This is a genomic window from Lacrimispora algidixylanolytica (assembly GCF_003609635.1).
Taxonomy (GTDB): domain Bacteria; phylum Bacillota; class Clostridia; order Lachnospirales; family Lachnospiraceae; genus Lacrimispora; species Lacrimispora algidixylanolytica.
This window is the reverse complement of the sequence record NZ_MCIA01000034.1, coordinates 15603-37384: the sequence shown is the minus strand read 5'-3', so window position 1 is coordinate 37384 and position 21782 is coordinate 15603. Positions and strand designations below refer to the sequence as shown.

The 21782-nt window shown below is 40.1% G+C and carries 21 protein-coding genes and 1 riboswitch; of the genes, 16 read left to right on the top strand and 5 right to left on the bottom strand.

The annotated features are described in order from the left end of the window. The first annotated feature begins 132 nt into the window (after positions 1 to 132). A complete protein-coding gene (gene pepT / locus BET01_RS18935) occupies positions 133 to 1359 on the top strand; it encodes a peptidase T (RefSeq protein ID WP_120198444.1) in 1227 nt (408 codons plus the stop codon). A 77-nt stretch (positions 1360 to 1436) separates the two neighbouring features. On the opposite strand, the gene BET01_RS18930 is transcribed toward pepT, so the two are convergent. The 3 genes from BET01_RS18930 to BET01_RS18920 are packed head-to-tail and all read right to left on the bottom strand — an operon-like array spanning position 1437 to position 4389. Further along, a complete protein-coding gene (locus tag BET01_RS18930) occupies positions 1437 to 2441 on the bottom strand; it encodes an ATP-binding cassette domain-containing protein (RefSeq protein WP_120198443.1) in 1005 nt (334 codons plus the stop codon). Beyond that, positions 2438 to 3139, bottom strand: a complete 702-nt coding sequence (locus BET01_RS18925; protein WP_120198442.1) for a GTP-binding protein — start codon at positions 3137 to 3139, stop codon at positions 2438 to 2440. The genes BET01_RS18930 and BET01_RS18925 overlap by 4 nt, the downstream gene beginning before the upstream one ends. Beyond that, a complete protein-coding gene (locus BET01_RS18920; protein WP_120198441.1) occupies positions 3136 to 4389 on the bottom strand; it encodes an ABC transporter substrate-binding protein in 1254 nt (417 codons plus the stop codon). Before BET01_RS18920 ends, BET01_RS18925 begins: the two co-directional genes overlap by 4 nt. Before the next feature lie 457 nt (positions 4390 to 4846). Here BET01_RS18920 and BET01_RS18915 point away from each other — a divergent pair, with 457 nt between their 5' ends. Both BET01_RS18915 and BET01_RS18910 read left to right on the top strand, forming a co-directional pair. Then, entirely contained in the window at positions 4847 to 5908 is a 1062-nt protein-coding gene (locus BET01_RS18915; protein ID WP_120198440.1) for an inorganic phosphate transporter, read from the top strand. A gap of 29 nt (positions 5909 to 5937) precedes the next feature. Continuing rightward, positions 5938 to 6561, top strand: coding sequence for a DUF47 domain-containing protein (locus BET01_RS18910; protein WP_120198439.1), 624 nt, complete (start codon positions 5938 to 5940; stop codon positions 6559 to 6561). Positions 6562 to 6663: 102 nt separating this feature from the next. Here BET01_RS18910 and BET01_RS18905 read toward each other — a convergent pair whose 3' ends face one another. After that, positions 6664 to 7596 carry a LysR family transcriptional regulator gene (locus BET01_RS18905; RefSeq protein WP_120198438.1) on the bottom strand — a complete coding sequence of 311 codons (933 nt, stop codon included), beginning with the start codon at positions 7594 to 7596 and terminating at the stop codon, positions 6664 to 6666. A gap of 433 nt (positions 7597 to 8029) precedes the next feature. On the opposite strand from BET01_RS18905, the gene BET01_RS18900 reads away from it, so the two are divergent. From BET01_RS18900 to BET01_RS18875, 7 genes are all read left to right on the top strand, one after another. Then, the gene (locus tag BET01_RS18900; RefSeq protein WP_120198437.1) at positions 8030 to 9469 is read left to right on the top strand and encodes a non-oxidative hydroxyarylic acid decarboxylases subunit C; all 1440 of its coding nucleotides are present in this window, start codon (positions 8030 to 8032) and stop codon (positions 9467 to 9469) included. 26 nt (positions 9470 to 9495) lie between these two features. Further along, entirely contained in the window at positions 9496 to 9702 is a 207-nt protein-coding gene (locus BET01_RS18895; protein ID WP_120198436.1) for a non-oxidative hydroxyarylic acid decarboxylases subunit D, read from the top strand. Between the two features lie 51 nt (positions 9703 to 9753). Beyond that, positions 9754 to 11136 carry an SLC13 family permease gene (locus BET01_RS18890; RefSeq protein WP_243117277.1) on the top strand — a complete coding sequence of 461 codons (1383 nt, stop codon included), beginning with the start codon at positions 9754 to 9756 and terminating at the stop codon, positions 11134 to 11136. A 25-nt stretch (positions 11137 to 11161) separates the two neighbouring features. Then, the gene (locus BET01_RS18885) at positions 11162 to 11725 is read left to right on the top strand and encodes a UbiX family flavin prenyltransferase (protein WP_120198435.1); all 564 of its coding nucleotides are present in this window, start codon (positions 11162 to 11164) and stop codon (positions 11723 to 11725) included. Between the two features lie 49 nt (positions 11726 to 11774). Further along, a complete protein-coding gene (gene lpdD / locus BET01_RS18880) occupies positions 11775 to 12149 on the top strand; it encodes a prenylated flavin chaperone LpdD (RefSeq protein WP_330513306.1) in 375 nt (124 codons plus the stop codon). Between the two features lie 16 nt (positions 12150 to 12165). Beyond that, entirely contained in the window at positions 12166 to 12360 is a 195-nt protein-coding gene (locus BET01_RS21470) for an NUDIX hydrolase (protein ID WP_147422830.1), read from the top strand. A gap of 255 nt (positions 12361 to 12615) precedes the next feature. Then, positions 12616 to 14436 carry a methyl-accepting chemotaxis protein gene (locus BET01_RS18875; RefSeq protein WP_158585103.1) on the top strand — a complete coding sequence of 607 codons (1821 nt, stop codon included), beginning with the start codon at positions 12616 to 12618 and terminating at the stop codon, positions 14434 to 14436. A gap of 51 nt (positions 14437 to 14487) precedes the next feature. Continuing rightward, positions 14488 to 14691, top strand: a riboswitch (cobalamin riboswitch). Here the strand turns inward: BET01_RS18875 and BET01_RS21660 are convergent. Beyond that, on the bottom strand, positions 14656 to 14868 hold the full coding sequence (locus BET01_RS21660) for a hypothetical protein (protein WP_158585102.1): 213 nt from the start codon (positions 14866 to 14868) through the stop codon (positions 14656 to 14658). Its footprint overlaps the riboswitch before it by 36 nt. An 85-nt stretch (positions 14869 to 14953) precedes the next feature. Here BET01_RS21660 and BET01_RS18870 point away from each other — a divergent pair, with 85 nt between their 5' ends. From BET01_RS18870 to BET01_RS18845, 6 genes are all read left to right on the top strand, one after another. After that, positions 14954 to 15988, top strand: coding sequence for an ABC transporter substrate-binding protein (locus tag BET01_RS18870; RefSeq protein WP_120198432.1), 1035 nt, complete (start codon positions 14954 to 14956; stop codon positions 15986 to 15988). Next, on the top strand, positions 15985 to 17058 hold the full coding sequence (locus BET01_RS18865; protein ID WP_120198431.1) for a FecCD family ABC transporter permease: 1074 nt from the start codon (positions 15985 to 15987) through the stop codon (positions 17056 to 17058). The genes BET01_RS18870 and BET01_RS18865 overlap by 4 nt, the downstream gene beginning before the upstream one ends. Positions 17059 to 17079: 21 nt before the next feature. Then, positions 17080 to 17832, top strand: a complete 753-nt coding sequence (locus BET01_RS18860) for an ABC transporter ATP-binding protein (protein ID WP_120198430.1) — start codon at positions 17080 to 17082, stop codon at positions 17830 to 17832. A gap of 164 nt (positions 17833 to 17996) precedes the next feature. After that, positions 17997 to 19862 (top strand): TIGR03960 family B12-binding radical SAM protein, encoded by a 1866-nt coding sequence (locus BET01_RS18855; RefSeq protein ID WP_120198429.1) that lies wholly within the window; start codon positions 17997 to 17999, stop codon positions 19860 to 19862. After that, positions 19846 to 20556: a TIGR03936 family radical SAM-associated protein gene (locus BET01_RS18850; RefSeq protein ID WP_120198428.1), complete on the top strand. Its 711-nt coding sequence runs from the start codon at positions 19846 to 19848 to the stop codon at positions 20554 to 20556. Before BET01_RS18855 ends, BET01_RS18850 begins: the two co-directional genes overlap by 17 nt. Next, entirely contained in the window at positions 20549 to 21736 is a 1188-nt protein-coding gene (locus BET01_RS18845) for a ribonuclease E/G (RefSeq protein WP_120198427.1), read from the top strand. The genes BET01_RS18850 and BET01_RS18845 overlap by 8 nt, the downstream gene beginning before the upstream one ends. Positions 21737 to 21782: the final 46 nt, after the last annotated feature.

Sequence of the window (21782 nt, the reverse complement as noted above, 5' to 3'; positions counted from 1 at the left end):
CTACTTACGCTGGCATATCCTGGAAAAGACAGAGGCCATAACGTAGACAGTGCCTTGCCTCTATGATATAATAAAGCAATTGGGAAAAGGGAAAGCTATAAAAACTAATAATATGAGAAAGAGGCGATTGATATGTCAGAAGTATTGAATCATTTTTTAAAGTATATATCCTATGATACCCAGTCAAAAGATGAAATGGAAGCAGTTCCAAGCACAGAAAAGCAGAAAATACTTGCTCAGGAGCTTGCTTTAGAACTGAGAGCCATGAAAGCTGAAGATGTAATGGTGGATGATCATGGATATGTTTATGCTACCATTCCGGCAACGACAGACAAGTCCATACCGGTTCTTGGATTCGTATCCCATATGGATACTTCTCCAGCGTTTTCAGGAGCTGGGGTAAAACCACAGATTGTGAAGAATTACGATGGTAACGATATCTTATTGAATAAGGAAACGGGACTTACCATGAAAGTGAGCGATTTCCCGTATCTATTAAAGTATATAGGCCAAGACATTATTACAACGGATGGTACAACTCTTCTTGGAGCTGATGATAAAGCTGGAGTTGCGGAAATAATGACAATGGCAGAATTTCTTTTGTCCCATCCTGAAGTTCCTCACGGAAAAATCCGCATTGGTTTTACGCCTGATGAAGAGGTGGGAAGAGGATCAGATTTCTTCGATGTCAAGGGATTTGGAGCCGAAGTAGCTTATACCGTAGACGGAGGCGGCTTGGGCGAACTGGAATATGAGAACTTTAATGCAGCTTCAGCCAAGGTAAAGGTACACGGCACAAGCATCCATCCAGGTTCATCTAAAGGTAAGATGAAAAATGCTCTGTTAGTGGCTATGGAATTTCATAACATGCTTCCAGCATTTGATAATCCCATGTATACAGAAGGATACGAAGGCTTCTTTCATTTGGATTCCATGGGAGGCGGTGTAGAGGAAGCCACCATGAACTATATTATCCGTGATCACAGCAAAGGAAAGTTTGAAGAGAAGAAAGCATTTATTCTCAGAGTAGAGGAATATTTAAACAACCGTTATGGTGCCGGCACGGTAGAGGTGTTATTAAAAGACAGTTATTTCAATATGAAAGAGAAGATTGAACCTCATATGTACCTGATTGATATTGCAAAGACGGCGATGGAAGAACTTGAAATTGAGCCAATGGTGACACCGATCAGAGGTGGTACCGATGGAGCACGTCTGTCTTATGAAGGACTTCCTTGTCCTAATATCTGTACAGGTGGTTATAACTATCATGGTAAATTTGAATTTGTTCCAGTTCAGTCCATGGAGAAGGTAGTAGAATTGCTATTAAAGATTGTTGAGAAATTTACAGAGAGATAAAAGTCTAAAAAGCGGAGCTGTTGAATGGCATAAGAATCATCTTTTGCCATATCAACAGCTCCGCTTTTTGTTTTATTTTATGCTAAAATCTCAGAAGATAAATGACTGCCTTTTCTTAGTTCTTGTCGCGCATGTTGTATGAGGGAATCCATTTTTTCAAGCTCTACCAGCAATTCTTTTTCTTCGTCACTGGTATGAATGACCTTGCTGATTCCACCATTTTTAATAATGATTCTTTTGTCTGCAATAAGAGCCAATAAAGGATCATGAGTTGCCATCAATACTATCTTATCTGAAGAGACTAAAAGCTCCAATGCCTTTTTTCGATCAATTCCAGCATTTTCAATCTCATCGATTAAAACAATAGGAGAGGAGCTTAAGATTGCAGTATCAGCGATCATAAGTGCTCTTGACTGTCCTCCACTTAAGCTTGTCACAGGAGTGGTTAAATCAAATTTCTCTCCCGCCAGATTATTGGCAGCCTTAATGATTTCATTGATTATTGACTGAGGATTCTCTACCAAACGGCTGACGGCATGCATATTTAAAAATTCCTGAACCGTTAAATCCATAACAAAGTTCATGTTCTGAGAAAGCTGTGCCACCAAACGATTGTTGGAAGAAAAGCGCCATTTGTTATCTGGCACCTCTCCGTTTATATGGATGCTGCGTCCTGTCGGAGTGTCATTTTGAGCAGCCCATTCAATATCAGCTAGAAGACGGCTCTTTCCGGACCCCGTTGGACCTACGATGGAGATAATCTGAGAAGTAAGAATCGTTAATTCCTCAAAACCTTCTGTCACTCCTGATTTATCATGACCTGCAAGAATGGTTAAGGAAAGAACCTGATTCTTTTCTTCCACTCCAAGGAAAGACTGCATCTGTTCTATATAAACTGGGAAATCAGATAAAATTTTCTCCTTATCTAGTGCTTGGTCTTCTAATTCTAATTCCGAGAAGTGATCTAGATATTCCTCCAGTGTACGATCCTCGTAACCAGCAATGTCTAATTTGTTCTGCTCAAAGTAAGCCAAAGCAAATGGATATTTTTCTAGAATCTGTAAAAGTGTCCAGTTTGTCATTTCTTATCAGCCCCCAAATCCATTTTTTTGATATTACCCATTTGATAAGCTTCTCCTATTCTGGTTTCGCCCAAGCAGTAGGAACAAAGAGCAGCCGGCATTGGAAAACGAAGTTTCATTCCCTGAACTGATTTGATATCTTGGTCCTCATCGTATAATAAACTACCCAGCTCATAAGCACCCTGTCCGGTTAGTCCGTTTACATGCATGGTAATAGCACGAGGATTAACGGAGCTCACGCAAGAAGCAAAAACCTCACGTTCCGCCTGGGATACAATATCTCCCTTGGTAATCACCACAAAATCTGCAGACTTTAACATTGGACCAATCTTTTTCGGAGTGTTGATACCGGATAAATTATCAATCACACATACTCCTTTGATGTCTTTTAAATAAGGAGAACAGCGGTTGCATAACCCGGCGGATTCTGTGATGAGAAGGTCTAAGTTCTCCTGATTTCCCCAGCTTACAACTTCTTCGATATTTGATGCAAAAAAGTGGTCAGGACACAATGCTCCTGATAACCCTTTTTTTACTGGTATTCCAGCTTTTTCGTAAGCTGCATCGTCATCGGTATACAAACAATCGAATTTCACCACGCCGACTTTTATATTTCTTCTATTATAAGAAGCAATGACCTTTAAGATGATTGAGGTCTTCCCAGAGGAAGGAGGACCAGAAAATATAATTAGATTCATAAAGTCTCCTTTTCTGCCGCCTGAAAGAATTTCTGTTCCATGTTCTTTATCAGTTCGCCAATATCATGATTGTGGATAAAGTCCCAGCCAAGCCACATGAAATTCTGGTCTTTCGTCAGGTTGTTTTCTACCATTGGATTAGTAGAAGGGAACTTTCCGTTTGAAGAAAGGATTTCACCAATCTCTTTGGAATAAAGGAGATCAACGAATGGCTTTACTTTATCTTTGTTCTTTGATCTTGCCAGAAGGAAAATAGGACTTAAGATTGCGCCATCCTTTGGCCATACTGGGCGCATCGGTCCCTTTCCATCAGCCATACTGGCAAAAAAGTAAGGGGTAACTGTAATGGTTGGAACTTTTCCTTCCCCCTTATCAATATGAGCCTTTACCATCTGTGCAGGGTGCATACTGCGAAGAAGAGCCTTTCCCATCTTTTCTACACCTTCTTCTCCATAGTAACGGTAGATATGAAGTAAAAAAGCATTGAACATATCAAGATCCTTCATTGGAAGGCTTATGCTGTTCTCAAATTCAGGTTTCATTAAATCAGCCCAGCTTTCAGGCATAGGGCGATCTCCAAGTACATTGGTATTTACCATGAAAATAGCAGGTACCACACCTATAATTGCGTACTGGCCTTTTGGATCCTTTAGATTGATTTGTTCGTTCTCAAAATCTGAATTAATGTGGTCCAGGCCAGAGATATCTTCAAATTCTCCAGCATCTCGGTAGCGTCCCATGAGTTCCTTATCAAAAAAGAGATCAAAACCAGCAGATAAATAGAGATCAGACAGTGCATCTGCATTGCCGTTTGCTTGAACGACTCTCTCTTTTACATCATCTAGGCCTAGATTTGCAGATTTTAAATTATAATCCACTTTATATCCAAGCTTATCAGACTGCTCGGTGAGCCAGGATTCAAATTTCTCCATGAGAGGCAGGCGGATAGGACAGGGGAGTACACCTTCGATACGAATATCACCGCCTTCTTCCTTTTTCATAGGGGCAAGACCTGAGGCTATATCAGGAAGAGACTGTTCAATTACCTCATGTAGTTTATCCAGGAATGCTTCTGGATTCATCTTTCTCATGGACAATGCCATCTCAAGAGTTACGGTTTTTCCAAGGGTATTTCGCATAAGAGGGTTGCTCAGCTTATCAAAGCCATTTGCTACAAAGAAGTTGATTGTCTCCGGATATTTTTCTGTTATATCATATATAGTATCAGTTACTTTTAAATTATTTGACATAATTTCTTCCTTTCTAATTGTGTTAAGTAAATAATTTCCATACTGTCTTTCATAGGTCCTATCATAACATACTATTTGTTGTTTGTTTGTTGTAAATACAACAAAGTTTCAAATCATTATTGATACAAATTATTATAAGGTTGTATGGTTACACATTAACATCATATTACACGCCTCGAGTTGTTTTGTAATTAATTTACTCGATATTTGGTATAAAACACTTCGAAAAATCAGGAAATATAAATATTTATGCTTAGAATCCTTAATAATATCTATATTTGAGGGTCGGAAAAAAGATTGTGTTGTTGAAATGTTTATGCTATACTTACTAAGGTTTGTCACTTTTTGCGCATAAGTTTACAAGTTTAGAGTATCTAAATGACATACTACAAATGAAATACGGTTGACTGCAGATTGATGGAACAATCTTTGCAGTGTAAAATTTGGAGGTGATTGCTTGAGTATTACCTTAGGTGAGTTTATAGTAGAGCTTACAAAGAATCTGCCATTGGCAATTGTAACTCTTTTGACGTTAGGCGTTATTCTTGTAAATGGATGGACAGATGCACCAAATGCGATTGCAACATGCATATCCACCCGTTCTATGAGGCCAAGAACGGCAATTTTGATGGCGGCGGTAATGAACTTTATTGGAATTTTGGTAATGACTTCGTTTAATTCCACCGTTGCTATGACCATTTATAACATGGTAGATTTCGGACAGGGATCAAACCAGGCGGGTGATGCACTGGTAGCGCTTTGTGCTGCGTTAGCGGCAATTGTGCTATGGGCAGTTCTTGCATGGAAATTTGGAATTCCTACCAGTGAAAGCCATGCACTGATTGCAGGCCTTAGTGGTTCGGCCATTGCACTTCACGGAAGCCTTTCTGGTGTAAATGGAAGCGAATGGATGAAAGTACTGTACGGATTAGTAGCATCTGCAGTATTAGGTTTTAGCTTAGGATGGATCATGACAAAGCTAACGGAACGATTATGCCGAAACGTAGACAGAGGAGCAGCCCAGCCATATTTTAAAGGTGCTCAAATTGCAGGTGCTGCAGCTATGGCATTTATGCATGGAGCTCAGGATGGGCAGAAGTTTATGAGTGTATTTTTACTTGGAACATTTCTTGCGAGAGGAAATGGTGGAGAGAGCGCTTTTGCAGTGCCTTTCTGGCTCATGGTTCTCTGTGCTGTGGTAATGGGACTTGGAACATCCATTGGCGGTATGCGTATCATTAAAACTGTTGGTATGAGTATGGTTAAGCTGGAAAAATACCAGGGATTTTCTGCTGATATTGCAGCGGCAACCTGTTTGATGGTTTCTACACTAACCGGTATGCCTGTTAGTACAACCCATACAAAGACTACAGCAATGATGGGAGTAGGCGCATCAAAGCGTATTAGCGCCGTAAACTGGGGGGTTGCCAGAGAGATGGCCCTCGCATGGATTCTTACATTCCCAGGCTGCGGATTGGTTGGATTTTTGATGACCCATCTATTTTTACGTATTTTTTAATATGAGTTATTTTGAGAGGAGATAGAAGTATGGCAAGAAAAGGCGAAAATGAGTACTTTACACTGTTTGTCAAAATGTCAGAGGTAGCGTTAAGGACTCATAAAATGCTGACTGAAATTCTGACTGATTTTGAGCCGGACAAACTGTCAGAACAACTTGAAAGACTTCATGAGCTGGAATCCGAAGGAGACCGTCATACCCATGAGCTTATGAAAAGAGTTGCAAAGGATTTTGTAACTCCAATCGAAAGAGATGATATCATAGCCTTGGGTAGAGAGCTTGATGATATTACAGATAATATTGAAGATATTCTTATTAAAATCTATATGTATAATATTAAAAGCATCACACCAGAAGCCATGGATATACTCAAGGTTGTCGGACAGTGTTGTGAAAAGGTCAACAATTTAGTTGTTGAATTTCCAAACTTCCGTAGATCCGATTCTATTATGAAGGATATTGTTGAGATCAACCATTTGGAAGAACTTGGAGATGATTTATATATCCAGGCATTCCGCAGCTTGTATGCAAAGGGCGGCGATCCTCTTGAAGTCATTGCCTGGTCAGAAGTATACAGACAATTAGAAAAATGTTGTGACACTTGTGAACACGCTGCAGATGTTGTAGAGTGCGTAATTGTTAAAAATACTTAAGTATACAAAAACCTTGATTTCTTATTTTGAGAAATTCAAGGTTTTTTTGTATTTGCAACGTGTTTTTTGTGTCAAGGAAATTAATTCTTCTTTACTCTTTGCTCAATCGGAGAGCAAGGAAGAAATACATTCTATCTTCGCTTTTTCCGTCTGTCTAAAAAAATCCAGTAATACGTTTGTTTTTTCATATAACTGGGGGTTATCATCGTCGGCAGATAACTTTACTATGCCAATATGTGTTTTAACTGCATTTCGTATTCTGTAGTATGTAAGTTGAGGATACATATGGGAATGGGCAAGCTGTTTTGGCAGTATGGCACAACCACCTTTTTGTATCAAGATGGGAAATATCATCATGTGTCTTGGAACCGTACTAGCAATCTCTTTTTTATATCCAATCTCATCTAACTGCATTCTGGTTAATCGGTAGATATCTGAGCTTTTAGCAATCGTGTATACATTATCCAGTTTAAATCCCGCTAGATCTATTTCGCTTCCCTGCTCAAAGGGAAACGTGTCTTTATTACAGACTAGAACCATCTCATCCTCCACCAAAGGTACAATCTCGTAACCTTTTTCAGGAAAAAAATCTATACGGCATATAGCGGCATCAATTTCCTTTTGCATGAGCTGTTTCATTAAAGAGCTTTGATCATTTTCGCTTATTTGAATGGAATAGTTAGTGTAAGCTTCTTGAAATTCCAAAAGCGACTCCATAACACCACTTTCTGCTAAGCATGGAATCGTCCCGATGGACAATCGATAAATACATGGAGAAATTCCAAATTTGTTCAATTTGAATCTTAATTCGTGGGAAAAATTCCGAATATTTAAAGCATATTCCAGATATATTTTTCCAGCTTCTGTTAGTTCTGCCTTTGTGTTGCTTCTTATAAATAATACCACACCAAGTTCATTTTCGATCGCTTTAATATGCTTTGATAACGCTGACTGTGAGATGTAAATACTATCGGCAGCCGTAGAAAAACTTTTATGCTCCGCCAATGCCAAAAAATCGTCGATCCATCTGATCATGATTGGTGCCCCCCTTTTTGTTTCATAAAATTCATGAAACAGCTTTTGTAGTTATATAATGACGAAAAATTGTCATTTTATAAGACATTTTGTCATTGATGATATTATAATACAGAATGAACAGAAGGAAAATACAAATTCACTAATTTGTATTGACATTTTAGAATAGACTCATAAGTCAAAAAACGACAAACAGTAACAATTAAATACACGTAATTCAGTACAATTCATTTGTTATTCCTTAAATAGACCCTATTTTATGGTTAGTTTCTACAAATGTGATGATATGAACCCGGTTGCTCATTTCTGTTTTGGAATATGCTCCCATTTGTTTTCGAATTGCCACGAAGCCTTTAAGTGCTATAATCGAAGAAACTGGTGGTTAAACACTTGGAAACCGTAAACAGTTTACTGAAGATCAGGAGGATGAGTTATGGCAAAAGTTTATCAGGATTTGCGAAGTTTTCTTTCCACTTTGGAGGAAAACGGTCAGTTGGTACGAATTAAGGATGAAGTGAATCCAGAACCTGACATTGCGGCCGCAGGAAGAGCAGCGGCTAATATTGAAAATGCTCCCGCAGTATTTTTTGAAAAAGTCAAGGGATATCCTTACAGCGTTGTAACCAATGTTCATGGATCCTGGGCCAACCATGCGTTAATGCTTGGTATGCCTAAGACAGCAACTACCAAAGAACAATTTCATGAGATTAATCGGAGATGGGACAAATTTCCAGTAAAACCAGAGATTCTTAACCGAGAAGATGCTCCCTGTAAGGAAAACACCATTGATAATCCGGAGGAGATCAATCTGTTTGAGATACTTCCATTATACCGGATTAATGAACAAGACAGTGGTTTCTTCCTTTCAAAAGCTTCCATAATCACGGCCGATCCAAACGAGCCAGATAATTTTGATAAGCTAAATGTTGGTACATACCGAATTCAGGTTAAGGGTAAGAATCGAGTTGGAATTCAGGCTCTGGCGTTTCATGATATTGCCATACAACTAGAGGCTGCGGAACGCAAGAATAAAAGAGTTCCTATCTGTATCACCGTAGGTAATAGCCCTCTGGTTACCTATATGGCGTCCACTCCCGTTATGTATACTCAAAACGAGTACGAGTTTGTAGGTGCTCTGCAGGATGGCGTTCCCACCCAGATTGTAAAATCCGATCTTTATGATAATCTCTATGTACCAGCTGGATCTGAGGTGGTATTAGAAGGGTATATAGAACCTCGTGTCCGGGAAGTTGAAGGTCCTTTTGGAGAATTCCCAGGCTCTTATTCTGGCTCTCGCCGTCAGTGCGTTATAACCATTACCCGTGTAACTCACAGAACGAATCCCATTTTTGAAAATCTATATTTAGGCATCCCATGGACAGAGATCGACTATCTTATGGCGCTGAATACCTCAGTACCTCTTTATCAGCAGATTAAACGTGACTTCCCAGAGGTTCAGGCGGTGAACGCCATGTACACGCATGGAATTGGTTGTATTATTTCTACTAAAGTCCGTTTTGGTGGTTTTGGCAAGGAGGTTGCTTTCCGTTTGCTTTCCACTCCACACGGAGGATCCTATAGTAAGATCATCATTATTGTTGATGAATTTGTAGATCCCTTTAATTTGCCTCAGGTAATGTGGGCTTTGACCACCCGTGTACGTCCAGATAAGGATGTTGTAGTTATTCCGAACTGTCCTGGAATGCCTCTTGATCCTTCCTCTTACCCGGCAGGTATGCATTCAAAGCTCATCATCGATGCCACAACACCAAAGGATCCAGAACCAAATCCTCGTGAAGTAGAACTTCTTGAGCCCCCTGTTGGTTATGAAAAGTATGAGATACTGATACGTGAACTGTTGGCAAAGATGTAAGCTTATCTTGAAAGGAGCAATGAAGTATGAAATGTCCGCGCTGTGATGGTAACAAAATTGAAGTAATCGCAACATCTCCCGTAGGCAATGTGTGGGAAGTTTATGAATGCATGGATTGCTTTTATTCCTGGCGATCTACAGAAACTCCAAATGTCCACGAAAAATTTAAATTGACAAAAGAACAGATTGATCATCTGCCTATGATTCCACCGATTCCACCCCTTGATAAATAAGGTGACAAAAGAACTGGATTTAAAGCCTTACAATAGAAAGGAGTGCTTTCGGTGAAATACAATAAACAGATAATAGGTTTTTTCGGCGGAATCCTGGTATTGATGATTGTTTTATTCCTACCCTTAGATGGATTGGCACGGGAAGGACATATATTTCTTGGATTGACATTAATGACAGTTGTCTGGTGGGCCACACAGGTGGCCCAATCCGGATATGTTGGCGGCTTCTATATTGTTTGTTTGTGCCTGCTTAAACTTGCTGATACAAAGGTTATTTTTGCAAGTTGGACAGGCTCGACCCTCTGGCTGGTCATCGGTGCTTATATGATTGCCAGTGCTGTAAAGCGATCAGGTCTAGGGGAACGTATTTCTTATATGTATATAATGAAATTTGTGAGATCATGGAAAAGTATTATTATTGGAATCTTTGTATTAACTTTAATTCTATCTCTGCTGATTCCAAATCCATGGTCCAGAGCCTTCCTCATTATGTCAGTCATGACGGTAATCATTAAAGCATCAAAGATGCCAAAAGAAGATGCTGTAAAAATAGGATTTACTGTATTTGCGGCTTCCGTACCGGTGTCTTTGATCTTTATGACCGGTGATTCCATTATCAATCCGCTGGTTGTAAGTTATTCCACTTCAGGTAATATTAACTTTGTAAGCTGGCTTGTGACCATTGGACCACCTGCGGTATTTTTAAGTCTGATGAACCTTTTCCTTATTCTAGTCTTGTTCAAACCAACGCAAGAAGTGAACATGGACTTTGAAGAGGTGCGTAAGGCCCAGTCTGATCTTGGTAAGATTAGTGAAAAGGAGATACGGACTCTGGTTTGGATTATCATTGCAATTGTCTTATGGGTTACCAATGGGGTCACAGGATTAGATATTGGCTGGGTTACTCTGGCAGTTGCCATGTGTCTATCTCTTCCAGTAATCGGAAATGTTTTAACACCTAAAGAATGGGGAGATATCCCTGTTCATGTGCTGGTATTTTTAACAGCGGCAATGGCAATAGGTAAGGTAGGGGCGGCAACAGGACTTAACGATTGGCTTGCTGTTACTCTGTTACCTGATCAATTGCCGGAAAATATATTTGTACTAGCTGTATTTATCGGTGCAATTGCAATTGTTATTCACATGTTTATCGGCTCGGTTATTGCTGCAATGGGAGTGGCGGTCCCTGCAATTCTTGTTTGCACCAATGCACTGGGAATCGATCCCTTTGTAATTGCAGCCATTATTTATCTGGTGGTTTATACCCATTATATCATGCCGTTCCACCATTTGAATATTTTAGTGGGACAAGGAGAAGAGAACGGAATGTATACCCAAAAAGAGGTTATGAAAATGGGCGTTCCTTTGTTGATTCCTGTGTTTCTTACGGTGATTTTTGCGGTAATGTGGTTTACAGTTCTTGGCCTTGTATAAGAAAAAATAGGAATGGGGTTGTATTATGCGAATCATTATCGGAGTATCTGGTGCCACGGGTGTCATTATGAGTTACTATCTGCTTAAGGCCCTAAAAGAAGTAGAGGGCTGCGAGACACATCTTGTGGTATCAGATTATGCAAAATTAAATTGGGAGCTGGAAACAAATTTGCCATTCCAGCTTCTGCTGGACAATGCAGACAAATATTATGATGTACATAACCTTGCGGCCTCAATTTCAAGCGGATCCTATAAAACAGATGGTATGATCATCATGCCGTGCAGTATGAAGACTCTGGCGGGTATTGTAAGCGGGTATACGGATAATCTGTTGATTCGTGCTGCAGATGTCTGTATCAAGGAGAATAGAAAGGTTATACTTTGTACCAGGGAGATGCCTTTAAGCAAATTGCATCTACGCAATATGCATGAGGCGGCAGATCTAGGTTGTACCATTATTCCACCAATGCTGACTTTCTATAATAACCCACAATCTCTTGATGATCAAATCAATCACGTAGTAGGAAAAACGTTGATGCAGTTTGGAATTGACCATAAGAGCTTTATCCCTTGGAACGGTGCCAATTGATACCTTCAAAAGATTAAAAATCCATTGTTAGAAGAAAGGCTGTGTGGCTATGAAAACGGAAACCTATGGTAGTGGTAAATACATTGTTAACATCAGCATTCATGATACGAATGGATCAGGACTTGCGATGTTTGTCAGAGGGGGAGATAAGCCCCATCTTGGAGGGGTGGCGCTGGCATCTCCAGGAATTGAGATTCACGGCAAAACTTTATCAAGCTGTGATTTATGGACCATCACTGTACCCGGACATAAGGATGCAGAGCTTGCGCAAAAAATCGCAAAAAAAGTCTGCAATGCATCTGGGGAGCCAGTATCAGTCAGCCTTGGAATTCATATTGAGAATGCCACGGCTGAAGATATTGAACTTATTTGTAACAATGTGGATTCTGCGGTAGATATTATTCTTAAAAAATATTTGTGTTAAATGGATTGGAGTCATAATGGATGAATTGATATGTGTTGATGTTCTAGATAGGACGATCGGTAAGGCGTCAAAAGAAATTTGTCACCAGAGAGGTCTGCTTCACAGAGCATTTTCCGTATTCTTATATCGGGATGGGAAGCTGTTGCTCCACCAACATGCCAGAAATAAGTATCATTCCGGCGGGCTATGGGCCAATGTATGTTGTTCGTAACCCCGAGCTTTATAGCGTTTGGTTTTTGACTGCAGCTCCAATGGTCATACGTACTCTTTTATTATGAATGAAGATATAAAATGTCGAAATTTAGAACAACAAAAATTAAATTTACTTTTAGAATATAAAAGTAAATCGTTTACTTTTTTACTAAAGACAATGAGTAGGAAACACCTGAAAAGTTGACAGGATCCCAGTTGTTATTGCGCAAGGAAGAGACGGTTACATTATAAAGTACAAATGGGAGGTATCATTATGAATGAAAAAAAGGCTACAAAGGTATTTTTAAAAAGGTTACCTGTGAAATGGAAGCTGACCGTGGGATTTGGTATTGTATTTGCGATACTGATTATCTCTCTTGGCACCTCAGCTAAAAGTATATCCAGCATTGGGAATCAGGTGGATATGTATTCAAGATACACATATCCACTAACCAGTCATAATTTGGCTGCGCAGGTAGATATGTATTCGGTGCAGCGCTATCTCATGATGGCTATTTTGGATAAGACTGCTGGAAAGGATTATCAGGCTTCTTTGGATTTGTCCAATCAGAGTGTGGAAGGGTTTAAAAGCAATATGGACTTTTTTGCTTCCCACCAGCGCAGTAAGGCAAATGATGAGAACATCGCACAGATTATGCAGCATGTAACCGAGGCGGAAGCAGCGCGTGCAAAGATCATTGATATGATTAAAGATCCATCTAAAAAAGACGGAAAAGCTGCCTATGATGTATTCCAGAATGAATTTGTTCCTACGTTTAATAAAATAGCTAAAATCATGGATGACATGAATATAGTCGGCAATCAAAAGGAAGCGTTGCAGAAGCAGACAGCTAAAAACATAGTATCCAATGCATGGATTGTGCTTGCCATTGTTTTAGTCAGTGCCATAGCAGCTACCATTGCAGTTATCAACATCCTTGTCCGTGCCATCTTGATACCTGTTACTGAGATAGAAGAGGTGTACAAAGAGATGGCCAAAGGTAACCTACATAAGCAGATTCATTATGAAAGCAATGATGAGCTGGGACGAATGGCGGTAAACATCCGGGAAACCAATACCAGACTTGTTACATACATCGAAGATATCATTGATAAATTGACCCGCCTTTCAAAAGGGGATATGTGTCTTACGGTTGATCTTGACTATATAGGAGATTTCGCAGTCATTAAGCAATCCCTTCTTAAAACCACAGCTGCCTTAAATTCTACAATGCTAATAATACAGACATCAGCGGATCAGGTTAATTCTGGCGCAGGTCAAGTAGCGGATGCATCTCAGGCACTTGCATCAGGAGCTACGGAACAGGCTGCCACTGTGGAGGAATTAACTGCTGCAATCCAGAGCGTAACGGAGAAAGCGGAGAAAAATACGGTTTCCGTACGTAAAGCTACGGAATATGTGGCTCTGGCAGGAGAAGGTGTTTATGAAAGTAACGATCATATGAAAAACCTGAATGCTGCAATGAAAGAAATCAGCCAGTCTTCCGAAGAGATTTCTAAGGTCACCAAACTGGTGGAAGACATTGCATTCCAGACCAATATCCTTGCTCTTAATGCAGCGGTAGAAGCTGCCAGGGCAGGAGAAGCAGGAAAAGGCTTTGCCGTAGTTGCTGATGAAGTAAGAAACTTAGCTGCCAAATCGGCTGAGGCTGCAAAGCAGACGGCAGAACTGATTCAGAAGTCAAATGCTAAGGTTTCAGAAGGTGAAAAAATAGCAAGTCAGACGCTGATACTCCTAAATGATGTTGCAGAAAAGGCAGCTATGGTGGATGAAGCCATTAAAGAAATCGAAGCTGATTCTCAGGATCAGACTGATGCTATTATTCAGATTAATCAGGGATTATCCCAGGTATCTTCTGTGATTCAGACCAATGCTGCAACAGCGGAAGAAAGCTCTGCTTCTAGTGAGGAGCTGACTGCACAGGCCCAAATTCTCCGTGGAGAACTTACCAAGTTTAATCTGTTATCGGATTCAAATAATGTCAATAATCTGGCGTCAAGAGAACATCACTACACTTCACAGCCTGAGAGTTACGTTTCAACTGGCAATGATGAGGCCTATGGAAAGTATTAGAATCTATTGACTTTATGGTCTAAGTAAGATACGATACCTTTGAATTTTAAATTACATAGAAAGAAATACGGTTTGGCCATGTGCCAATGAAAAGAGAAGTCAGGTGAGATTCCTGCATAGTCCCGCTGCTGTGATAGCGTTGGTTTTTTGTGAAAGATTTCAGCCACTGAGAGTGATCTTGGGAAGGTAAAAAAACCTCTGATGAAAAAGTCAGAACGCTTAAGTCAGAAGAACTGCCGTATTTTTATTGTGATTTCCTCGCGGATGACGAAGGGAACAGTATTTTATAGGAATCGTGTCAGTTTTAGGCAGGGCATATTTGGTGTGCCTGATAGCGGTTTGTTGTTCCATTGGATTAATACCCCTAGTATTTGCGTGCAAAGGCAGATACCAGGGGTTTTTCTTTTGAAACACAGAGCGCCATGAATCCATGGTTTTCTCTCCTGTGAGGGATCATAGCTAATCTATGTGGGAATTTTGAATTCACAAAACAATAGAGAGATCGAGGAAACAAAAGATGAAAAAAAGTTTAATTGCACTGGCGGCAGCCATAGTTATTTCTGTAACAGGTTGTTCCCCAGCAGGCCAATCTGGAGCAAAATCCACAGAGTCAACAACAACTTTGGCGGAAACAAAAAGTCAGGAATTGGCAGGTCAAAAATCAGAAGCATATGGTGAAGTAGTAATACAAAATGGTGATAGAACCATTACGTTTACCTCCATGCCCCAAAAGGTGCTTTGCTGTAATTTATACAGCGCAGAAAATATGGTCATGCTTGGGCTAAAAGATTATATCGCTGGAAAGAGTGTACCTGCCAGTAAAGCAGAAACTCCTCTGGCGGAACTGGCAGATGAGTTTTCATCCATACCTGAGATCGAGGTATCTCATGAAAATGCAGTAGCTTTGGAAACAGACTTAGTCATAGGACAAATCAGCTCTTTCCAGGAAAGCAAGTGGGGAAGCTATGAAATGTTTGGCAATAAGGGAATTAACAGCTATACCATAACAGGCACTCTTGTGAAGGATGAAACCATAGAAAATGTCTACACTGACATAGAAAATCTGGGTAAAATATTTAAGGTTGAAGATCGTGCCTCATCATTGATTGATAAAATGAAACAAGAAATCTCTGAAATTCAGACTGCGGTATCAGGAGTTGATGAAAAAGACAAAGTAAAAGTATTCGTTATGGACACCTTTAAAGGCAATGAAATCTATACCACATCAGCAGGATTACAAAGCAATCTGATTGAGCTGGCAGGTGGAATCAACTGCACCAGAAATATGGCTGAATCTCGTTGGTTTAACACAAGTGTAGAAACAATTGTAAAGACGAATCCAGATGTTATAATCTTTAACGATTATGGTCAGCAAACCATTGAAGAAAAGATGGATTTCATTAACAATAACCCTGCACTTTCCGATGTAACAGCCGTAAAAAATAAAGCATATTTAACGGTGCCATTAGTAACCGTTATGCAAGATGTACGTGCAACCAGTGCATGCAGAAGCTTTGCAGAATTTTTCTATCCGGAGCAATTTAAAAAATGAGACAAGATAATGGAAAAAATCTAAGAGGAATGTTTTTATTTCCTATCTTGATTTTAGCTTTGTGTGCCTCCTTACTATTGGTCATATCCAAAGGCTCTACAGATATTTCCTTGTCTGTTGTTTATGGAATTTTAAATGACCAGATTTTTCACGGGGGAATGGGATTAAAGGAAGGCTTATGGGCCAGAGCAGATTATCAGATCATCTGGAATATACGGCTGCCCAGAGTATTGTTTGGCATATTATGCGGTGCTGGCCTTGGTTTATGTGGTGCAGTCATGCAAGCGTTGGTTCTAAATCCAATTGCAGATCCATACATACTTGGAATTTCCTCAGGAGCATCATCGGGAGCAGCCTGTGCGCTGCTTCTCCCGATTCCGTTTTTTAGTGGACAGTACCAAACCACCATAATGGCAATGATTGGTGCACTGATCTCTTCTTTTCTTGTCTATTTCATGGCAAGATTCGCAGGAGGTGGTAAGCTCCATCCAGTGACTTTATTACTTTCCGGAACCGCAATTAATGCAGTTATGAGTGCTGTCACAGGTTTCCTTATTTTTATTGCAAAAAGCTCGGAGAGTATTGCATCGGTTTATAATTGGCAGATGGGAAGTCTCGCTGCGGCCCAGTGGTCAACCATTACCGTTCCAGCCTTTGGTGTGTGCCTTGGCCTTATAGTTTGTGTCTCACAATCAGGAAAATTAAATCTAATGATGATGGGGGATGAAGATGCCGCCGCACTTGGTCTATCGGTAAAACACTTTCGGGCAGGTATGTTTATCATATGTTCCATCATTGTGGCCTCTCTAGTTTCCGTTACTGGCATCATCGGTTTTGTTGGTCTGGTGGTTCCTCATGTGGCCCGGTTGCTCCTTCGTTCCAGTAATAATAAATTTATAATACCCCTGAGTGCATTATCAGGAGCCATTTACCTCATGTGGGCGGACAGCCTGGCCCGCAGTGCGTTTCGGGCGGCAGAACTACCAATTGGAATCATTACGGCTTTTGTTGGCGCGCCATTTTTCCTGTTTCTAATGATACGGAAAAATTACAGAGGGCAAAACGGTTGAGAATGGATAAGTAGGAGAATTATGAAAATAGAGTTTCGCGATATATGTGTGGATGCAGGTGGAAAGAAAATCCTTCATGAAGTGAACTTAACGGCAGAATGCGGTAAAATGACAGGGATTATAGGTCCAAACGGCTGCGGAAAGTCCACTCTTTTAAAAACAACCCTTGGCATCTCCCCCATGGAAGCTGGGGAAATCTTATTAGATGGTGCCTCCCTTGCTGGCTTTAGTAATAAGAAGCTGGCCCAGCTTTATGGGTATGTAGGGCAGGATAGCGATTGCGTATTTGACTTTACCGCTTATGAAATCGTATCCATGGCCGCTCATATTCGGGGAAAAACCAGTAAAAAATCGGAAAAAGAGATAGTGATGAATTCTCTGGAACAGCTTGAGATACCCCATCTAAAGGACAGGAATATACAAAGTTTGTCTGGTGGTGAGCGAAAGATGGTTTTCATTGCTCGAGCATTTGCCCAAGGCGTTGATACCATTATCCTTGACGAACCAACCAATCATCTGGATATCAAACACCAGTTGTTTATTTTGGATATATTAAGAAAGAGCAAAAAGACAATTCTTATCGTCTTGCACGATCTTCGATTGGCGGCGCATTATTGTGACACTCTCTATTTAATGAAGCAAGGGAAAGCCGTGTATAGCGGCAGTCCATCAGAGGTGCTTCAAAAAGATAGAGTACGCCAGGTATTTGGAGTAGAGGGATTTGCTTCTGAAAAAGAGGATGGGACTTTGGATTTTCATCTACAAATGAATTAGTCCCCTTTCTAGGCATTTTGCCAAATAGTGTTGCTTAATCCTGTAAAATATTTTATAATTATGCAATGTAAGATGGAATAATAGGTTATAATCCCATTATTCCCAATATAACCGTTGCATTAATTATAAAGTGTGATTGATTCACATGTAAAAAAGGAATAGGCATGAGAAAACTAGCATTAAGTGATGAGATATTATTACAAATTGATAAACCCGCCCGCTACATCGGTGGTGAGGTAAACATGGCTAAGAAAGATCCCAAATTAGTGGATATTCGTTTTGCTATGTGCTTCCCTGACGTATACGAGATTGGTATGTCCCATCTGGGAATGCAGATTTTATACGATATGTTTAACCGGAGAGATGATATTTACTGCGAACGCATCTATTCCCCATGGACAGATTTGGACAAGATTATGAGGGAGGAAAACATCCCACTTTTTGCGTTGGAATCACAGGATCCTATTAAGGAATTTGATTTTATAGGAATTACCCTGCAGTACGAGATGTGCTATACCAACATATTGCAAATATTAGATTTAGGTAAGATCCCATTTCACACAAAAGACAGGGCAGAAGATGATCCTATCTTAATTGGTGGCGGTCCATGTGCCTATAACCCGGAACCTCTTGCAGCATTTTTTGATCTGTTTTATATTGGGGAAGGCGAGACGGTTTATTTTGAATTAATGGACCGTTATAAAGAGAATAAGAAAAAAGGTGGAAGCCGTAAGGATTTCCTTCAGATGGCCGCAGGAATAGATGGAATTTATGTTCCGGCTTTTTATGACGTAACCTATAAAGAAGACGGTACTGTTGATTGCATGAAGCCCAACAACTCTCATGCAAAGGAAAAAGTAACGAAACAGGTTGTGAACAACATGGATGATGCTTTTTTTATCGATAATCCAATCGTTCCATTTATTAAAGCTACCCAAGACCGAGTGGTTTTGGAGTTACAAAGAGGTTGTATTAGAGGTTGCCGTTTTTGCCAGGCCGGTAATGTATACCGTCCATGCAGAGAACATAGCCTTGAATATTTAAAGGATTACGCTTATAAGCTATTAAAAAGCACCGGCCATGAAGAGATTTCCTTAAGTTCATTAAGCTCAAGCGATTATTCCCAATTAGAAGGAATTGTCAATTTCCTTATTGAAGAATTTAAGGGGAAGGGTGTGAATATCTCACTTCCATCCCTTCGTATCGATGCATTTTCCCTGGATGTTATGAGTAAGGTTCAAGATATTAAAAAAAGCAGCTTAACCTTTGCACCAGAAGCTGGGTCTCAGCGACTTCGTGATGTTATTAACAAAGGTTTGACAGAGGAAACAATCTTAAAGGGAGCAAGTGAGGCATTCAACGGAGGCTGGAACCGTGTAAAGCTGTATTTTATGCTGGGTCTGCCTACGGAAACCGTAGAAGATATGGAAGGCATTGCTGAGTTATCCGAAAAGGTTGCAGAGGTATATTACGAAATTCCAAAGGATCAGAGAAACGGAAAAGTGCAGATAGTTGCTAGTTCCTCCTTCTTTGTACCAAAACCATTTACACCATTCCAATGGGCAAGAATGTGCACAAGGGAAGAATTTTTAGAGAGAGCTTATATTGTTAAGGACAAGTTCCGTACCATGTTAAATAAAAAGAGTCTAAAGTACAATTATCATGAGGCAGATCTGACTGTCCTAGAAGGCGTTTTAGCAAGAGGCGATCGAAAAATATCGGCTCTTATTGAAGAGGTCTATAAAAATGGTGCTATTTACGATTCTTGGTCAGAGCACTTTAAAAATGAACTCTGGATGAACGCCTTTGAAACCTGCGGTATTGATCCGGATTTTTACACCATAAGAGAACGTGATCTTGATGAAGTGTTTCCATGGGATTTCATTCATTCAGGAGTAACCAAAGAGTTCTTAAAGCGAGAATGGCAAAATGCCGTCAGCGAAAAAATAACTCCTAACTGCCGCCAGCATTGTACTGGTTGTGGGGCTATGAGTTTTAAAGGAGGAATTTGCTATGAAGGTAAGAATTAAATTTTACAAGCATGGGCCTGTGAAATTTATTGGCCATTTGGATATCATGCGTTACTTCCAAAAAGCAATACGAAGAGCAGAAATAGATATCAAATACAGCGAGGGTTTTAGTCCCCACCAGGTCATGTCCTTTGCAGCGCCACTAGGCGTAGGACTCACTAGCAACGGGGAATATATGGATATTGAAGTGAATTCAATGATAGACACAAAAACCTTGATGGATAGGCTTAATGCGGTCATGGTAGAAGGCATTATGGCTACGGATTGTCGTGTCCTAGATGAGCGTGCTAAAAATGCCATGTCTCTAGTCGCTGCAGCTGATTACACCTTAATATTCCGGGAAGGCAAAGAGCCGTCTGACTTAGGACGTTTTTTCACAGGCCTTGCTGATTTCTTGAACCAACCTGAGATCCTTATCATAAAGAAAACAAAAAAAGGTGAAAAGGAAGTGGATATTAAATCCGGTATTTACGAACTTTCCGCTGAGGATGAGCGTATCTTTATGAAAGTGTCTTCTGGTAGTGCAGATAATCTAAAGCCCGAATTGGTGATGGAAGCTTATTATCAGTTTCTTGGCCTTACTTTGCCTGAATTCGCCTTTCATATTCAAAGAGAAGAAGTTTACGGAAATACAGGAGATGAGGAAAACAGGAATTTAATTCCTCTTGGCCTAATGGGAGAATCTTGTGAGTAAGCTTATTATAACCAGATGGAATGGAGGGATAGTAACTCTCCTTCATTCTGGTAAGGAAGTAATTCAAATTAATATTGAACCAGAACAACAAGGCTTTGTCATAGGCAATGTCTACATTGGAAAAGTGAATAAGATTGTAAAGAATATTAATTCAGCCTTTGTCGATATTGGTAAGGGGCAGATGGGCTATTTATCTCTAAATGATGGAATGGTTCATTATGCAGATGGTCGGCCATGGGATGGCAAGCTTAAGCAGGGAGATGATGTTATTGTTCAGGTTGAGCGAGACGCCGTCAAATCTAAGGCTCCGGTTCTAACAGGAAACATCAACTTGACTGGACGTTATTTTGTTCTTACTACTGGTAAAAAGCAGATTGGTTTCTCTTCTAAAATAACAGATCAAGCATGGAAGCTTAAGATGAGGTCTTACCTTGAAGCCATAAAAGGAGAAGACTTTGGAATCATTGTCAGGACCAACGCTTATGAAGTTCTTGAAGAAGAACTTAAGAGTGAACTTCAAAGCCTTCAAGCTGGTTTAAGAAAGCTGATTGAGGATGCTAAGTTTAGAACCAGCTATAGTCTTTTATACAGCGGCGCTCCCTCCTATCTATCTGGGATAAGAGACAGTCTTAAGTCTTCACTTGAAGCTGTGATTACAGATGAGGTTGATATTTATGATGCATTAAACAATTATTTAATTGAGAATCAGCCGGAAGATGCCTCTCTTCTAGTTAAATATGAAGATCCAATGCTTCCTCTTTATAAACTATATCGAATTGAGAAGTTTATGGATGAAGCCCTAGGAAAAAGGGTATGGTTAAAATCAGGGGGATATCTGGTAATTGAACCTACAGAAGCTCTTACCGTAATTGATGTCAACACTGGCAAATATACCGGCAAAAAAACACAACGTGATACGATCATGAAGATTAACTTAGAATCAGCCGAAGAAATCGGCCATCAGCTCAGGCTTAGAAATCTATCAGGAATTATTATTATTGATTTTATTGATATGGAGATGGAAGAAGATCGGTTGAAGCTGGTTGACCGTTTAACGGAGATTTTTTCAAAGGATCCCGTGAAAACTACAGTCGTCGAGATAACAAAGCTGAATCTGGTGGAGGTTACAAGAAAGAAGATTAGAAGACCTCTTCACGAGCAGGTGGCACAACTATTATAAAAAAACGAGGATAAGCGGCATGATACCGGCTTATCCTCGTTTTTTG

Excerpts from the sequence above, each read along its gene's own strand:
- lpdD (WP_330513306.1), top strand. The coding sequence starts at position 11,775 with ATGAAAACGGAAACCTATGGTAGTGGTAAATACATTGTTAACATCAGC.
- BET01_RS18870 (WP_120198432.1), top strand. The coding sequence starts at position 14,954 with ATGAAAAAAAGTTTAATTGCACTGGCGGCAGCCATAGTTATTTCTGTA.
- BET01_RS18850 (WP_120198428.1), top strand. The coding sequence starts at position 19,846 with ATGAAGGTAAGAATTAAATTTTACAAGCATGGGCCTGTGAAATTTATT.
- BET01_RS18895 (WP_120198436.1), top strand. The coding sequence starts at position 9,496 with ATGAAATGTCCGCGCTGTGATGGTAACAAAATTGAAGTAATCGCAACA.
- BET01_RS18885 (WP_120198435.1), top strand. The coding sequence starts at position 11,162 with ATGCGAATCATTATCGGAGTATCTGGTGCCACGGGTGTCATTATGAGT.
- BET01_RS18910 (WP_120198439.1), top strand. The coding sequence starts at position 5,938 with ATGGCAAGAAAAGGCGAAAATGAGTACTTTACACTGTTTGTCAAAATG.
- pepT (WP_120198444.1), top strand. The coding sequence starts at position 133 with ATGTCAGAAGTATTGAATCATTTTTTAAAGTATATATCCTATGATACC.
- BET01_RS18925 (WP_120198442.1), bottom strand. The coding sequence starts at position 3,139 with ATGAATCTAATTATATTTTCTGGTCCTCCTTCCTCTGGGAAGACCTCA.
- BET01_RS18865 (WP_120198431.1), top strand. The coding sequence starts at position 15,985 with ATGAGACAAGATAATGGAAAAAATCTAAGAGGAATGTTTTTATTTCCT.
- BET01_RS21470 (WP_147422830.1), top strand. The coding sequence starts at position 12,166 with ATGGATGAATTGATATGTGTTGATGTTCTAGATAGGACGATCGGTAAG.
- BET01_RS18920 (WP_120198441.1), bottom strand. The coding sequence starts at position 4,389 with ATGTCAAATAATTTAAAAGTAACTGATACTATATATGATATAACAGAA.
- BET01_RS21660 (WP_158585102.1), bottom strand. The coding sequence starts at position 14,868 with ATGGATTCATGGCGCTCTGTGTTTCAAAAGAAAAACCCCTGGTATCTG.
- BET01_RS18905 (WP_120198438.1), bottom strand. The coding sequence starts at position 7,596 with ATGATCAGATGGATCGACGATTTTTTGGCATTGGCGGAGCATAAAAGT.
- BET01_RS18930 (WP_120198443.1), bottom strand. The coding sequence starts at position 2,441 with ATGACAAACTGGACACTTTTACAGATTCTAGAAAAATATCCATTTGCT.
- BET01_RS18860 (WP_120198430.1), top strand. The coding sequence starts at position 17,080 with ATGAAAATAGAGTTTCGCGATATATGTGTGGATGCAGGTGGAAAGAAA.
- BET01_RS18875 (WP_158585103.1), top strand. The coding sequence starts at position 12,616 with ATGAATGAAAAAAAGGCTACAAAGGTATTTTTAAAAAGGTTACCTGTG.
- BET01_RS18900 (WP_120198437.1), top strand. The coding sequence starts at position 8,030 with ATGGCAAAAGTTTATCAGGATTTGCGAAGTTTTCTTTCCACTTTGGAG.
- BET01_RS18855 (WP_120198429.1), top strand. The coding sequence starts at position 17,997 with ATGAGAAAACTAGCATTAAGTGATGAGATATTATTACAAATTGATAAA.